This is a genomic window from Streptomyces sp. NPDC029014, assembly GCF_055564695.1.
The window spans coordinates 16,238-31,358 of the sequence record NZ_JBVHVT010000010.1 but is presented as its reverse complement, the minus strand read 5'-3'; the positions used below and the strand labels follow the sequence as shown (position 1 = coordinate 31,358).

Genomic DNA, 15,121 nt, shown 5'->3' with positions numbered 1-15,121 from the left:
CGGGCCCCGGCCCCGGCCCGCGCCCGGTACGACGCCCCGCACCCCGCACAACGAGGAAGCCCCCCGCCACTCCTTCCGGAGCAGCGGGGGGCTTCTTCCTGGTGACCCTTAGCCGTTGTACGGGCCGTAGTCGTAGTCCTCCAGCGGGACGGCCTGGCCGGAGCCGGTGCCGAAGGGCGAGTAGTCGATGTCGTCGTAGCCGACGGCCGAGTACATCGCGGCCTTCGCCTCCTCGGTGGGCTCGACCCGGATGTTGCGGTAGCGGGCGAGGCCCGTACCGGCCGGGATGAGCTTACCGATGATGACGTTCTCCTTGAGGCCGATGAGGCTGTCGGACTTGGCGTTGATCGCCGCGTCCGTCAGGACTCGGGTCGTCTCCTGGAAGGAGGCGGCCGACAGCCAGGACTCCGTCGCCAGCGAGGCCTTGGTGATACCCATCAGCTGCGGACGGCCGGAGGCGGGGTGACCGCCCTCGGTGACCACACGACGGTTCTCGGTCTCGAAGCGCGAACGCTCGACGAGCTCGCCCGGGAGCAGCTCGGCGTCGCCCGACTCGATGATCGTCACGCGGCGGAGCATCTGCCGGATGATGATCTCGATGTGCTTGTCGTGGATCGACACGCCCTGCGAGTTGTAGACCTTCTGGACCTCGCCGACCAGGTGGACCTGGACGGCACGCTGGCCGAGGATGCGCAGCACGTCGTGCGGGTTGGTGGCACCCGCGGTGAGCTTCTGGCCCACCTCGACGTGGTCGCCCTCGTGGACGATGACCTTGGCGCGCTTCGAGATCGGGAAGGCCGTCTCGTCGCTGCCGTCGTCCGGCGTGATGACGATCTTCTTGGTCTTCTCGGTCTCCTCGATCCGCACGCGACCGGCGGCCTCGGAGATCGGGGCGACACCCTTCGGGGTACGGGCCTCGAAGAGCTCGACGACACGCGGCAGACCCTGGGTGATGTCGTCACCGGCCACACCACCGGTGTGGAAGGTACGCATCGTCAGCTGGGTACCGGGCTCACCGATGGACTGGGCGGCGATGATGCCGACCGCCTCACCGATGTCGACCAGCTTGCCGGTGGCCAGGGAGCGGCCGTAGCAGAAGGCACAGGTGCCGACGGCGGACTCACAGGTCAGGACCGAGCGGGTCTTGACCTCCTCCACGCCGGCCGCGACGAGCTGGTCGATGAGGACATCGCCCAGGTCGACGTTGGCCGGGGCCAGGACCTTGCCGTCGACGACGACGTCCTCGGCGAGCATGCGCGCGTACACCGAGGTCTCGACGTCCTCGGCCTTGCGCAGGACACCGGTCTCGTCCCGGGCGGCGATCTTCAGCTTCAGACCGCGCTCGGTGCCGCAGTCCTCCTCGCGGATGATGACGTCCTGCGAGACGTCCACCAGACGACGGGTGAGGTAACCCGAGTCGGCGGTACGCAGGGCGGTGTCGGCCAGACCCTTACGGGCACCGTGCGTGGAGATGAAGTACTCCAGCACGGAGAGGCCCTCGCGGAAGGACGCCTTGATCGGACGCGGGATGGTCTCGTTCTTCGCGTTCGACACCAGACCACGCATACCGGCGATCTGCCTCATCTGCATCATGTTTCCTCGGGCACCCGAGTCAACCATCATGAAGATGGGGTTGGTCTTGGGGAAGTTCGCGTTCATCGCCTCGGCAACCTCGTTGGTCGCCTTGGTCCAGATCGCGATGAGCTCCTGCGTGCGCTCGTCCTTGGTGATCAGACCGCGCTCGTACTGCTTCTGGACCTTCTCGTCCTGGGCCTCGTAGCCCGCGACGATCTCCTTCTTGGCCTCGGGGACCACGACGTCGGAGATGGCCACGGTGACGCCGGAGCGGGTCGCCCAGTGGAAGCCGGCCGCCTTCAGGTTGTCGAGCGTCGCCGCCACGATGACCTTGGGGTAGCGCTCGGCCAGGTCGTTGACGATCTCGGAGAGCTGCTTCTTGCCCACCGAGTAGTCGACGAACGGGTAGTCCTCCGGCAGCAGCTCGTTGAAGAGCGCACGACCCAGCGTGGTCTTCAGACGGAAGCTGTCGCCGAGCTGGAACTCCGGCTCACCCTCCTCGGCGACCGGGGCGACCCAGCCGCGCGGCGGGATGGTGCCCACCGGGAAGCGGATGTCGACCTGCGACTGCAGCGAGAGCTCGCCGGCGTCGAAGGCCATGATCGCCTCGGCGGTGGAGCCGAAGGCACGGCCCTCGCCCTTGACGTCGCGCAGCTCGCCGTCCGTGGTGAGGAAGAACAGACCGAGGACCATGTCCTGGGTCGGCATCGTCACCGGGCGGCCGTCGGCCGGCTTCAGGATGTTGTTCGAGGACAGCATCAGGATGCGGGCCTCGGCCTGCGCCTCCGCGGAGAGCGGCAGGTGGACGGCCATCTGGTCACCGTCGAAGTCCGCGTTGAACGCGGTGCAGACGAGCGGGTGGATCTGGATGGCCTTGCCCTCGACCAGCTGCGGCTCGAAGGCCTGGATGCCGAGGCGGTGCAGCGTGGGCGCACGGTTCAGCAGCACCGGGTGCTCGGCGATGACCTCTTCGAGGACGTCGTACACGACGGTGCGGCCGCGCTCGACCATGCGCTTGGCCGACTTGATGTTCTGCGCGTGGTTCAGGTCGACCAGGCGCTTCATCACGAACGGCTTGAAGAGCTCCAGCGCCATGGCCTTGGGCAGACCACACTGGTGCAGCTTCAGCTGCGGACCGACGACGATCACGGAACGCGCGGAGTAGTCCACGCGCTTACCGAGCAGGTTCTGACGGAATCGACCCTGCTTGCCCTTCAGCATGTCGCTGAGGGACTTCAGCGGACGGTTGCCGGGGCCCGTCACCGGGCGACCACGACGGCCGTTGTCGAAGAGGGCGTCGACCGCCTCCTGGAGCATGCGCTTCTCGTTGTTCACGATGATCTCGGGGGCACCGAGGTCGAGAAGGCGCTTCAGGCGGTTGTTGCGGTTGATGACACGGCGGTACAGGTCGTTCAGGTCGGAGGTCGCGAAGCGGCCACCGTCCAGCTGCACCATCGGACGCAGGTCCGGCGGGATGACCGGGACGCAGTCCAGGACCATGCCCTTGGGGCTGTTGCTGGTCTGCAGGAACGCGGAGACGACCTTCAGGCGCTTCAGCGCACGGGTCTTCTTCTGGCCCTTGCCGGTGCGGATGATCTCGCGGAGGCGCTCGGCCTCCTCCTCCAGGTCGAAGGACTCCAGGCGCTTCTGCAGCGCCGCGGCACCCATCGAACCGTCGAAGTACGTGCCGAAGCGGTCACGCAGCTCGCGGTAGAGGAGCTCGTCGCCCTCCAGGTCCTGGACCTTGAGGTTCTTGAAGCGGTTCCAGACCTCGTCCAGGCGGTCGATCTCGCGCTGGGAGCGGTCGCGGAGCTGCTTCATCTCGCGCTCGGCGCCCTCGCGCACCTTGCGGCGCACGTCGGCCTTGGCGCCCTCGGCCTCGAGCTCGGCCAGGTCGGACTCGAGCTTCTTGGCGCGGGCCTCCAGGTCGGAGTCGCGACGGTTCTCGATCTGCTGGCGCTCGACGGAGACGTGGGCCTCCAGCGACGGCAGGTCGCGCTGGCGGCGCTCGTCATCGACGAACGTGATCATGTACGCGGCGAAGTAGATGACCTTCTCGAGGTCCTTCGGCGCGAGGTCCAGCAGGTAGCCAAGGCGCGACGGAACGCCCTTGAAGTACCAGATGTGGGTGACGGGCGCGGCGAGCTCGATGTGGCCCATCCGCTCGCGGCGCACCTTGGCGCGCGTGACCTCGACGCCACAGCGCTCACAGATGATGCCCTTGAAGCGGACACGCTTGTACTTGCCGCAGTAGCACTCCCAGTCCCGGGTGGGGCCGAAGATCTTCTCGCAGAAGAGTCCGTCCTTCTCGGGCTTCAGGGTGCGGTAGTTGATGGTCTCCGGCTTCTTGACCTCGCCGTGCGACCAGGTACGGATGTCGTCCGCGGTGGCAAGGCCGATCCGCAGCTCGTCGAAGAAGTTGACGTCGAGCACTGTGCGTCAATCCCTCTTTCGGGGTCGTGTCTCAATCATGGTCTGAACGGTCCCGGGGATGGCCGGGGGCTCCGATCGGGAGCCCCCGGCCAGGCCCGTCAGACCTCTTCGACGCTGCTCGGCTCGCGCCGGGACAGGTCGATACCGAGCTCCTCCGCGGCGCGGAAGACGTCCTCGTCGGTGTCGCGCATCTCGATGGACATGCCGTCCGAGGACAGCACCTCCACGTTGAGGCAGAGCGACTGCATTTCCTTGATGAGCACCTTGAAGGACTCGGGAATGCCCGGCTCGGGGATGTTCTCGCCCTTGACGATGGCCTCGTAGACCTTCACGCGGCCGGTGACGTCGTCGGACTTGATGGTCAGGAGCTCCTGGAGGGCGTAGGCGGCACCGTAAGCCTCGAGCGCCCACACCTCCATCTCACCGAAGCGCTGGCCACCGAACTGCGCCTTACCACCCAGCGGCTGCTGCGTGATCATCGAGTACGGGCCGGTCGAACGCGCGTGGAGCTTGTCGTCGACCAGGTGGTGGAGCTTGAGGATGTACATGTACCCGACCGAGATCGGGTCCGGGAACGGCTCGCCGGAGCGGCCGTCGAACAGGCGCGCCTTGCCCGACGGGAGCACCATGCGCTCGCCGTCGCGGTTCGGGATGGTGTGCTGCAGGAGGCCGGCCAGCTCGTCCTCGCGGGCGCCGTCGAACACCGGGGTGGCGACGTTGGTGCCCGGGGCGACCTGGTCCGCGCCGATGGCCTGCAGGCGCTGGGCCCACTCGTCCGCGAGGCCGGAGACGTCCCAGCCGCGGCTGGCGAGCCAGCCGAGGTGGATCTCCAGGACCTGTCCCGGGTTCATTCGGGACGGGACACCGAGCGGGTTGAGGATGATGTCGACCGGGGTGCCGTCCTCGAGGAAGGGCATGTCCTCGATCGGGAGGATCTTGGAGATGACACCCTTGTTGCCGTGACGGCCGGCGAGCTTGTCACCGTCGGTGATCTTGCGCTTCTGGGCGACGTAGACGCGGACCAGCTGGTTCACGCCCGGAGGAAGCTCGTCGCCCTCCTCGCGGTCGAAGACGCGGACACCGATGACCTTGCCGATCTCACCGTGAGGCACCTTGAGCGAGGTGTCACGCACCTCGCGGGCCTTCTCACCGAAGATCGCGCGGAGCAGGCGCTCCTCGGGGGTCAGCTCGGTCTCACCCTTCGGGGTGACCTTGCCGACCAGGATGTCGCCGGCGACGACGTCCGCACCGATGCGGATGATGCCGCGCTCGTCGAGGTCGGCGAGGACCTCCTCGGAGACGTTCGGGATGTCCCGGGTGATCTCCTCGGGGCCCAGCTTGGTGTCACGGGCGTCGACCTCGTGCTCCTCGATGTGGATCGAGGAGAGGACGTCGTCCTGGACGAGGCGCTGCGACAGGATGATCGCGTCCTCGTAGTTGTGGCCTTCCCACGGCATGAACGCGACGAGCAGGTTCTTGCCGAGGGCCATCTCGCCCTCTTCGGTCGCCGGACCGTCGGCGAGGACCTGGCCCTCGATGATCCGGTCGCCCTCGTTGACGATGACCTTCTGGTTGACCGAGGTGCCCTGGTTGGAGCGGTTGAACTTGGCGACGCGGTACGTGGTGTACGTGCCGTCGTCGTTCGTGACGGTGATGTAGTCGGCCGAGACCTCCTGGACGACACCGTCCTTCTCCGCCTTGATGGAGTCGCCGGCGTCGACGGCGCAGCGGTACTCCATGCCGGTGCCGACGAGCGGGGCCTCCGCCTTGATGAGCGGAACGGCCTGGCGCATCATGTTCGCGCCCATGAGGGCGCGGTTGGCGTCGTCGTGCTCCAGGAAGGGGATCATGGCGGTCGCGACCGACACCATCTGGCGCGGCGAGACGTCCATGTAGTCGACGTCGTCACCGGGGACGTAGTCGACCTCGCCGCCACGGCGGCGGACCAGGACGCGGGGCTCGGCGAAGCGCAGCTCCTCGTCCAGGCGCGCGTTGGCCTGGGCGATGACGAAGCGGTCTTCCTCGTCGGCGGTCAGGTAGTCGACCTCGTCGGTGACCTGGCCCTCGACGACCTTGCGGTACGGGGTCTCGACGAAACCGAACGCGTTGACGCGGCCGTAGGACGCGAGCGAGCCGATCAGACCGATGTTCGGGCCTTCGGGGGTCTCGATCGGGCACATGCGGCCGTAGTGCGACGGGTGGACGTCACGGACCTCGAAGCCGGCCCGCTCACGGCTCAGACCACCGGGGCCGAGCGCGGAGAGACGGCGCTTGTGGGTCAGACCGGACAGCGGGTTGTTCTGGTCCATGAACTGCGACAGCTGGCTGGTGCCGAAGAACTCCTTGATGGAGGCGACGACCGGCCGGATGTTGATCAGGGTCTGCGGCGTGATCGCCTCGACGTCCTGGGTGGTCATGCGCTCGCGGACCACGCGCTCCATGCGCGCCAGACCCGTGCGGACCTGGTTCTGGATGAGCTCGCCGACGTTGCGCAGGCGGCGGTTGCCGAAGTGGTCGATGTCGTCGGTCTCGACGACGATCGAACGGCCGGACTCGCCGATGGTCTCGGTCTCGCCCGCGTGGAGCTTGACGAGGTACTTGATCGTCGCGATGACGTCGTCGACGGTCAGCACGCCGGCGTCGAGCGGCTCGTCGGCGCCGAGCTTCTTGTTGACCTTGTAGCGGCCGACCTTCGCCAGGTCGTAGCGCTTCGGGTTGAAGTACAGGTTCTCGAGCAGCGTCTGCGCGGCCTCACGGGTCGGCGGCTCGCCCGGACGCAGCTTGCGGTAGATGTCGAGCAGCGCGTCGTCCTGGCCCTGGGTGTGGTCCTTCTCCAGGGTGGCGCGCATGGACTCGTACTCGCCGAACTCCTCGAGGATCTGCTCGGTGGTCCAGCCGAGGGCCTTCAGGAGGACGGTGACGGACTGCTTGCGCTTGCGGTCGATGCGGACACCGACCATGTCGCGCTTGTCGACCTCCATCTCCAGCCAGGCACCCCGGGACGGGATGATCTTGGCGGAGAAGATGTCCTTGTCGGACGTCTTGTCGATGGAGGAGTCGAAGTAGACGCCGGGGGAGCGCACCAGCTGCGACACGACGACACGCTCGGTGCCGTTGATCACGAAGGTGCCCTTGTTGGTCATGAGCGGGAAGTCGCCCATGAAGACCGTCTGAGACTTGATCTCGCCGGTCTCGTTGTTCGTGAACTCGGCGGTGACGAAGAGCGGCGCCGCGTACGTGAAGTCGCGCTCCTTGCACTCGTCGACCGAGTTCTTCGCCGGCTCGAACCGGTGGTCGCGGAAGGTCAGCGACATCGACCCGGAGAAGTCCTCGATGGGCGAGATCTCCTCGAAGATCTCCTCGAGACCGGACTTCGTGGGAACGTCCAGTCCACTCTCGAGCGCCGACTCGACGCGAGACTTCCAGGCGTTGTTGCCGAGCAGCCAGTCAAAGCTCTCGGTCTGCAGCGCCAGGAGGTTCGGAACCTCGAGCGGCTCCTTGATCTTTGCAAAGGAGATGCGCAGCGGGGCGGTGCTGGCACCGTTGTTCGTATTGGTCGAGGCGTTGCGCGAGGCGGCCAAGAGGGGGTCCTTCCGAGGGCTCGGACTCACTACGCGCGTACCGGTCCCAGCCGACACAGGAGACGCACTCCCCGAACTGGTTGAAATGCCAGGTCAGGGCGTATCAATCAAGTGTGCTCGAGCGTGGGCATGCCCCTGGCGACGGGCAGGGGACAGCTAACAGGCAGCGCAAAGGGTCAGTGTAGCCACTCGGCTCACTGATGTCCAGACCAGGTTTCCGGAAACCGGCAACAGGCCTTCCCCACGTCGTTAAAACCCAACCCTGCGTCCAACGTCGCGGCTCTCGTACACAGAGCGCGTATCAGTACTGCCCTCTTCGTAGTCGATCCATGCCTCGGATCCTCGATCGGTGTGCCCCGACCGCGGATCGAGCTGGCGACGGTCCTGAGAATTGCGCGCCGCGTGCCGTTCGTCAAGGCCCCCTGCTCCGTGCGGATCATCTCGGCCCCCTCGCGGGACCCCTGCACGGGGCAACGATGATCACCCTACTCCCCAACGACGACAGGGCAAGTCAGGCACCGCCGGATACGCCGAAGGGCGACCACCCTTTCGAGTGATCGCCCTTCGTAGAGGCCGTCAGACGGCCTCAGAGGTGTTACTTGACCTCGACGGAGGCACCGGCGCCCTTGAGGGCCTCGGCGGCCTTGTCAGCGGCCTCCTTGTTGACCTTCTCGAGGACCGGCTTCGGGGTGCCGTCGACGAGGTCCTTGGCCTCCTTCAGACCCAGGGAGGTCAGCTCACGCACGACCTTGATGACCTGGATCTTCTTGTCGCCGGCGCCGGTGAGGATGACGTCGAACTCGTCCTTCTCCTCGACCTCGGCGGCCGGGGCACCCGGGACGCCGGCGGCGGCAACGGCGACCGGAGCGGCGGCGGTGACGTCGAACTTCTCCTCGAAGGCCTTCACGAACTCGGCGAGCTCGATGAGGGTCATCTCCTCGAACTGAGCGAGCAGGTCGTCCTGAGACAGCTTCGCCATGATGGGCGATCCTTCCACTAATTCGGCTGGTGCCGAGATGTATCGAAAGGCGGGCGTAACGGCCCGCTACGACCCGCGCACTAGGCGGCGCGGATCAATGCGCGAGCCGAATTACTCGGCACCGCCCTGCTCGGCGAGCTTGGCGCGAAGGGCCTCCGCAGTGCGGACGAACTTCGACGGCAGCGCCTGGAAGAGCGCGGCAGTCTGGGACTGCTTGCCCTTCATGGCACCGGCCAGCTTGGCGAGCAGAACCTCGCGGGACTCGAGGTCCGCAAGCTTCTTGATCTCGTCGGCGGACAGCGCCTTGCCGTCAAGGACACCGCCCTTGATGACGAGCTTCGGGTTGTCCTTGGCGAAGTCACGCAGAGCCTTCGCCGACTCCACCGGGTCCCCGGTGACGAAGGCGACCGCGGTCGAACCAGCAAGGTGCTCGTCCAGCGCGGTGATCCCGACCGAGTTGGCCGCAATCTTGGTCAGCGTGTTCTTCACCACGGCGTACTGGGCGTTCTCACCGAGCGAACGACGCAGCGTCTTGAGCTGCGCAACGGTGAGCCCCGTGTACTCGGTCAGCACAGCGGCGTTCGAGCTGCGGAACATGTCCTCCAGCTCGGCTACCGCGGCAGCCTTGTCGGGCCTTGCCATAGAGCGTCGGCCTCCTTCCGGGTGATGAGGACCGCGCAGAAGGGGCTGGACAAAACAAAGCGCCCCGGGCGCAGGCGCACGGGGCAACGCTCGACCAGATAAAATCCGGGAGCCTTTCCACATTCACCTGCGCGGGTCGCCCGCTTTCAGCGGATCCTTCGGCCACCGCCCCCTTGCGGGCGCGGCAACGACCAGCGGTCTTTGGCTTCTCGGAGACTGTACGTGACCGGGTCCCGGGAGGGCAAATCGCCCGGCGAACCGCCCCCGGGCCCGGTCCGGGGCCTCAGTGGCCGAGGTCCTTGAGGATCGCGTCGGTCTCCGCGAGGGACTTCTCGGTCTCCTTGAGCGACTTCCGGGTGCCCTTCAAGGAGGCCTCCGTGTCGTCCAGCGACTCGCCGACCCCCTTCATCACCGCGTCGAAGTCGGCCGTGTCGCCCTCCGGCGGGGCCTGTACGGCCGGCGCCGCCCCGTACTGGGAGAACTCCGAGGTGATGCGGTCGACGCCCTTGTCGTCGGTGCGCTGCGCCTCGACCTTGACGGGGTGGCCGTCCTTGTCGATCCACACGTCGAGGCCGTACGAGGTGACCTTGGCGCGCTGGAGGGCCTCGCGCAGGCCGGCACGCTCGGCGTCCGGCACGAGCCGGCTCTTCTCGCCGCTGGTCATCAGCTGGTCGAGGGTGAAGGTGCCGCGGTAGTGCTCTGCCTGCACGCCCCCCGCCTGCTCGGTGCCGGCGTGCTGCACCCCGGGCTGGTCGATCATCAGCGCGAGGTACTCGACCGGGGTGTCCTCGAAGCGGGCCGTGGGCTTGCCGTCCTTGGCCAGGCGCATCTTCATCCAGTTCCGGCCTTCGAGCGGCTTGTCCATCTCCGTGTAGATCACGCCGGGCAGCATGACCTGCCGCTTGCCGCCCGGCTGCTTCAGCTCGCGGGCGGTGGGGTACCAGCCCACGGTTCCGGAGATCTCGGTGGTCTTGCCGTCGGCCTGGAGTGAGGTCGTCCGGAACGCCGAGGTCTTCGCCTGCAGCGTCTTGGCGTAGGCGGCCTTGACGGCTTCCTGGGGCGACTTCGCGGCGGCGGCGGCGGGCTTGCCGCCCTCCGCCGCCTCCTTGCCAGCGTCGGAGCCGCACGCGGTCAGACCGCCCACGAGCAGTGCGGTGCCCGCCAGGGCGACGCCCGCTCGTATCCGGACAGCCTTGTTCATGGTGTTCCCCCCTGATGGTGGTGCGGTGGTGCTGTGGTGCTGTGGCGTTCCGCCGGCCCCGGTGGGCCCGTGGCGGCCCGGCAGCGGCCCGGTGTCCGGCGTACGGCTGGTCAGGCCCCGCCGGCCCCTGGAGGCCGCCCTGGCGGCCGCCGCTGCGGGTGTCGGTGTCGATCACCGTCGACTGTACGTGCGGCGGGCACGGAAGTCGTACACATTTGTGTGCACACCGGCCGCGGGCGGACCCGGGAACGCGAACGGGCCCCCGCCCTCCCGAGGGAGTGCGGGGGCCCGTTCAGGCGTTCGGCCTGTCAGGTGAGCCGTACGGCTCCGCCCGATCAGACAGCAGCCGGGTCTTCCTCGACGAGGAGGTTCCGGGTGCGGTTCGGGTCCAGCTGGATGCCGGGGCCCATGGTGGTGCTGACGGCGGCCTTCTTCAGGTAGCGGCCCTTGGCGGCGGACGGCTTCAGACGGAGGATCTCCTCCAGGGCCGCACCGTAGTTCTCGACCAGCTGCTCATCGGAGAAGGAGACCTTGCCGATGATGAAGTGCAGGTTCGAGTGCTTGTCGACGCGGAACTCGATCTTGCCGCCCTTGATGTCGGTGACGGCCTTGGCCACGTCCATCGTCACGGTGCCGGTCTTCGGGTTCGGCATCAGACCACGCGGACCGAGCACGCGGCCGAGGCGGCCGACCTTGCCCATGAGGTCCGGGGTGGCGACAACCGCGTCGAACTCGTTCAGGCGGTTGCCCTTGGCGATCTCGTCGATCAGCTCGTCGTTGCCGACGATGTCGGCGCCGGCGGCTTCCGCGGCCGCAGCACGGTCACCGGTCGCGAAGACCAGGACCCGGGCGGTCTTACCGGTGCCGTGCGGGAGGTTCACGGTGCCACGGACCATCTGGTCGGCCTTGCGCGGGTCAACACCCAGGCGGAAGGCGACCTCGACGGTGGCGTCGAACTTGACCGAGGAGGTCTCCTTGGCGAGACGGACGGCCTCGAGCGGGGCGTACAGCTTCTCCCGGTCGATCTTGGCGTCCGCAGCGCGGAGAGTCTTGCTGCGCTTCACTTCTGCTCCTGTTTTTTCGCTTCAGGCATGGAGTTGTGGTGCGGACCAGCGCTTGGCCCTACCACGGGTGGTGCAGGGGTGGCTGAAATCAGCCCTCGACGGTGACGCCCATCGAACGCGCGGTGCCGGCGATGATCTTCATCGCGGCGTCGACGTCGTTGGCGTTGAGGTCGGGCATCTTCAGCTCGGCGATCTCGCGGACCTGGGCGGCCGTCAGCTTGGCGACCTTGTCCTTGTGCGGGGTGCCGGAGCCCTTGTCCACGCCCGCAGCCTTGAGGATCAGCTTCGCGGCCGGCGGGGTCTTGGTGATGAAGGTGAAGGAACGGTCCTCGTAGACCGTGATCTCCACCGGCACGACCATGCCACGCTGCGACTCGGTCGCGGCGTTGTAGGCCTTGCAGAACTCCATGATGTTGACGCCGTGCTGACCCAGCGCGGGGCCGACCGGCGGGGCCGGGTTGGCCGCACCGGCGTTGATCTGGAGCTTGATAAGCCCCGTGATCTTCTTCTTCTTGGGAGGCATTGCTCTCTCCGGGTCCTAGTGAGAGTTTTCCGCCGCCGATCCGGTCATCCGGATGGAGGCATACCGCACCACGATAACGGGTATCGGTGCGGGGCTTAAAACCGAGCAGGTCAGACCGCCCTTCACGAGGCGGTCTGACCTGTCCGGAAGCTCTAATTCAGAAGATCAGTTCTTCTGGATCTGGTCGAAGCTGAGCTCGACCGGGGTCTCGCGACCGAAGATCTCGACGAGGCCCTTGACCTTCTTCGAGTCCGGGTTGATCTCGTTGATGGTCGCCTGCAGCGTCGCGAACGGGCCGTCGGTGACGGTGACCGAGTCGCCGACCTCGAAGTCCAGGACCTCGATGGTGCGCTTGACCGCGGGCGCCGGGAGACCGGCCTCCTCGGCGGCCTGCTTGGCGGCCTTCTCCTGCGCCTCCGGGGCGAGCATCTTGACGATCTCGTCCAGGGTCAGCGGGTACGGGTCGTAGGCGTTGCCCACGAAGCCGGTGACGCCGGGCGTGTTGCGCACGACACCCCAGGACTCGTTCGTCAGGTCCATGCGGACGAGCACGTAGCCGGGCAGCTTGTTCTGCCGGACGTTCTTGCGCTCGCCGTTCTTGATCTGGACGATCTCTTCCTCGGGCACCTCGGCCTGGTAGATGAACTCCTCGACGTTCAGCGAGACGGCGCGCTGCTCCAGGTTGGCCTTCACGCGCTTCTCGTAGCCCGCGTAGGTGTGGATCACGTACCACTCGCCGGGGAGCGTGCGCAGCTCGTCGCGCAGGGCCTGGATCGGGTCGACGTCCTCCGCCTCGGCGGTCTCCTCGACCTCGGTCTCGACCTCGGCCGCGGCTTCGGCGGCCTCGTCCTCACCGGCGTCGACGGCCTCGGCGTCGTCGTCCTCGACGTGCAGCGCGGCCTCCTCGGCGGCGCCGGCCTCGGCGTCGGCGAGCTCCGCCTCGTCGGGGTCCACAGCGTCTGCCGCCTCGACGATGTCGAGCTCGTCCTCGACGGACTCGACGGAGTCGTGGCTCGCGTTCAGGTTCGGGTCAGACACGGTGGCTGCTTCTTCCTGGATACAAAAGGTGGTGGAACATGCGAAAACGGGCGGCACCCATCAAGGCGCCGCCCTCCGCGAGGATCAGCCGAAGACGAACTTGATGGCTTCCTGGAACCCATAGTCAATCACGGTCACCAGACCGATCATGATGACGACGAAGACAATCACCACGGTGGTGTACGTGGTGAGCTGGTTACGGGTCGGCCAGACGACCTTGCGGAGTTCCGCGACGATCTGGCGGTAGAACAGCGCGAGGCGGCCCAGAGGACCCTTCTTCCCACGCTTGCCGCCCTTGCGGTTCTTCTTCTCGCGGGTGCCGTCCTCGGCGTCAGGCTTGTCGATGGAGCCCAGGGCGTCCGTCACGTCTCTCACCTGAATCCGGGTCGGGGCCGTGGCCGCGCCCGGTTGCGCCGCACGGCGTTGCATCTAAGTACGTACCTGCGCACACATCCGAGAAGGAGTGTGGAGCAGGGCCGGAGGGACTCGAACCCCCAACCGCTGGTTTTGGAGACCAGTGCTCTACCAATTGAGCTACGACCCTTTGCGTTCCCCAACCTACCGCATCCGGGCGAGTGCACGGAGTGCTCACGCTCTGCTGTGGCCGGCGAGGTCCAACGACAGGTGAGTGTACGTGTTCCACGCCCTGACGTCGAACAGAGCGCAGATCCGGGTGCTCCGTCCGATGTCTGAAACGGTGTGCGGGGTCTCCTGGGCTTCTGGGACGATTGGCCGTATGAGCTCTGCTACGCCTTCCTCCGAGCGCCGGGTGTCCGCCCGTATCGGCGCCATCTCCGAGTCCGCCACCCTCGCCGTCGATGCCAAGGCCAAGGCCCTCAAGGCCGCCGGACGCCCGGTCATCGGCTTCGGCGCGGGCGAGCCCGATTTCCCGACCCCGGACTACATCGTCGAGGCTGCGGTCGAGGCCTGCCGCGACCCGAAGTTCCACCGGTACACGCCGGCGGGCGGCCTGCCCGAGCTGAAGAAGGCCATCGCCGAGAAGACGCTGCGCGACTCCGGCTACGAGGTCGACGCGTCGCAGGTGCTGGTGACCAACGGCGGCAAGCAGGCGATCTACAACGCCTTCGCCGCGATCCTGGACCCGGGCGACGAGGTCATCGTCCCGGCCCCGTACTGGACCACCTACCCGGAGTCGATCCGGCTGGCCGGCGGTGTCCCGGTCGAGGTCGTCGCCGACGAGACCACCGGCTACCGGGTCTCCGTCGAGCAGCTGGAGGCCGCGCGCACCGAGCGCACCAAGGTCGTCCTGTTCGTCTCCCCCTCCAACCCGACCGGTGCGGTCTACAGCGAGGAGGACGCGAAGGCGATCGGCGAGTGGGCCGCCGAGCACGGCCTGTGGGTGCTGACCGACGAGATCTACGAGCACCTGGTGTACGGCGAGGCCAAGTTCACCTCGCTGCCGGTGCTGGTGCCGGCCCTGCGCGACAAGTGCATCATCGTCAACGGCGTCGCCAAGACGTACGCGATGACCGGCTGGCGCGTGGGCTGGGTCATCGGCCCGCAGGACGTCATCAAGGCCGCGACCAACCTGCAGTCGCACGCCACCTCGAACGTCTCGAACGTGGCCCAGGTCGCCGCGATCGCCGCCGTCTCCGGGAACCTGGACGCCGTCGCGGAGATGCGCAAGGCCTTCGACCGCCGCCGCCAGACCATGGTGAAGATGCTCAACGAGATCGACGGCGTGTTCTGCCCGACCCCGGAGGGCGCGTTCTACGCGTACCCCTCGGTCAAGGACCTGCTCGGCAAGGAGATCCGCGGCAAGCGCCCGCAGACCTCCGCGGAGCTCGCCTCGCTGATCCTGGACGAGGCCGAGGTCGCGGTCGTCCCGGGCGAGGCCTTCGGCACCCCCGGCTACCTGCGCCTCTCGTACGCCCTGGGTGACGAGGACCTGGTCGAGGGCGTGTCCCGGATCCAGAAGCTGCTGGCCGAGGCGAAGGCCTGACCCGAGCCCGACCGGCCGACCGGCCGACCTGAGCGGCGCCGTCCCCGCGGGGGGCGGCGCCGCTTTTTTTGCCTTCCGGGGGGCCGCGAGCCCGCACATGGGGCCTCGGGAGGCACGTTTTT

At 67.3% G+C, this 15,121-nt stretch carries 10 protein-coding genes and 1 tRNA gene; 1 reads left to right on the top strand and 10 read right to left on the bottom strand.

The window, feature by feature from the left end; genetic code table 11:
• Positions 1–108 precede the first annotated feature (108 nt).
• From ACZ4VL_RS07625 to ACZ4VL_RS07580, 10 genes are all read right to left on the bottom strand, one after another.
• The gene (locus ACZ4VL_RS07625; protein ID WP_468197021.1) at positions 109–4,008 is read right to left on the bottom strand and encodes a DNA-directed RNA polymerase subunit beta'; all 3,900 of its coding nucleotides are present in this window, start codon (positions 4,006–4,008) and stop codon (positions 109–111) included.
• A 98-nt stretch (positions 4,009–4,106) separates the two neighbouring features.
• Positions 4,107–7,589, bottom strand: a complete 3,483-nt coding sequence (rpoB, locus tag ACZ4VL_RS07620; protein ID WP_361090733.1) for a DNA-directed RNA polymerase subunit beta — start codon at positions 7,587–7,589, stop codon at positions 4,107–4,109.
• 595 nt (positions 7,590–8,184) lie between these two features.
• Positions 8,185–8,568, bottom strand: coding sequence for a 50S ribosomal protein L7/L12 (gene rplL, locus ACZ4VL_RS07615; RefSeq protein WP_404238324.1), 384 nt, complete (start codon positions 8,566–8,568; stop codon positions 8,185–8,187).
• A 111-nt stretch (positions 8,569–8,679) separates the two neighbouring features.
• A complete protein-coding gene (gene rplJ / locus ACZ4VL_RS07610) occupies positions 8,680–9,210 on the bottom strand; it encodes a 50S ribosomal protein L10 (RefSeq protein ID WP_361090737.1) in 531 nt (176 codons plus the stop codon).
• 283 nt (positions 9,211–9,493) lie between these two features.
• The gene (locus ACZ4VL_RS07605) at positions 9,494–10,411 is read right to left on the bottom strand and encodes an SCO4651 family lipoprotein (RefSeq protein ID WP_468197017.1); all 918 of its coding nucleotides are present in this window, start codon (positions 10,409–10,411) and stop codon (positions 9,494–9,496) included.
• 335 nt (positions 10,412–10,746) lie between these two features.
• Positions 10,747–11,475 (bottom strand): 50S ribosomal protein L1, encoded by a 729-nt coding sequence (gene rplA / locus ACZ4VL_RS07600; protein WP_468197014.1) that lies wholly within the window; start codon positions 11,473–11,475, stop codon positions 10,747–10,749.
• A gap of 88 nt (positions 11,476–11,563) precedes the next feature.
• Positions 11,564–11,998 (bottom strand): 50S ribosomal protein L11, encoded by a 435-nt coding sequence (gene rplK / locus ACZ4VL_RS07595; RefSeq protein WP_468197013.1) that lies wholly within the window; start codon positions 11,996–11,998, stop codon positions 11,564–11,566.
• A 165-nt stretch (positions 11,999–12,163) separates the two neighbouring features.
• Positions 12,164–13,036 carry a transcription termination/antitermination protein NusG gene (gene nusG / locus ACZ4VL_RS07590; protein ID WP_468197011.1) on the bottom strand — a complete coding sequence of 291 codons (873 nt, stop codon included), beginning with the start codon at positions 13,034–13,036 and terminating at the stop codon, positions 12,164–12,166.
• 84 nt (positions 13,037–13,120) lie between these two features.
• Positions 13,121–13,402: a preprotein translocase subunit SecE gene (secE, locus tag ACZ4VL_RS07585; RefSeq protein WP_361090750.1), complete on the bottom strand. Its 282-nt coding sequence runs from the start codon at positions 13,400–13,402 to the stop codon at positions 13,121–13,123.
• A 105-nt stretch (positions 13,403–13,507) separates the two neighbouring features.
• Positions 13,508–13,580 (bottom strand) — tRNA-Trp (locus ACZ4VL_RS07580).
• Between the two features lie 192 nt (positions 13,581–13,772).
• Between ACZ4VL_RS07580 and ACZ4VL_RS07575 the strand changes: the two genes are divergently transcribed.
• On the top strand, positions 13,773–14,999 hold the full coding sequence (locus ACZ4VL_RS07575; protein WP_468197008.1) for a pyridoxal phosphate-dependent aminotransferase: 1,227 nt from the start codon (positions 13,773–13,775) through the stop codon (positions 14,997–14,999).
• Positions 15,000–15,121: the final 122 nt, after the last annotated feature.

Coding starts and splice junctions, on each gene's coding strand:
- rplK (WP_468197013.1), bottom strand. CDS start 11,998: ATGCCTCCCAAGAAGAAGAAGATCACGGGGCTTATCAAGCTCCAGATC.
- rplJ (WP_361090737.1), bottom strand. CDS start 9,210: ATGGCAAGGCCCGACAAGGCTGCCGCGGTAGCCGAGCTGGAGGACATG.
- rplL (WP_404238324.1), bottom strand. CDS start 8,568: ATGGCGAAGCTGTCTCAGGACGACCTGCTCGCTCAGTTCGAGGAGATG.
- ACZ4VL_RS07605 (WP_468197017.1), bottom strand. CDS start 10,411: ATGAACAAGGCTGTCCGGATACGAGCGGGCGTCGCCCTGGCGGGCACC.
- ACZ4VL_RS07575 (WP_468197008.1), top strand. CDS start 13,773: ATGAGCTCTGCTACGCCTTCCTCCGAGCGCCGGGTGTCCGCCCGTATC.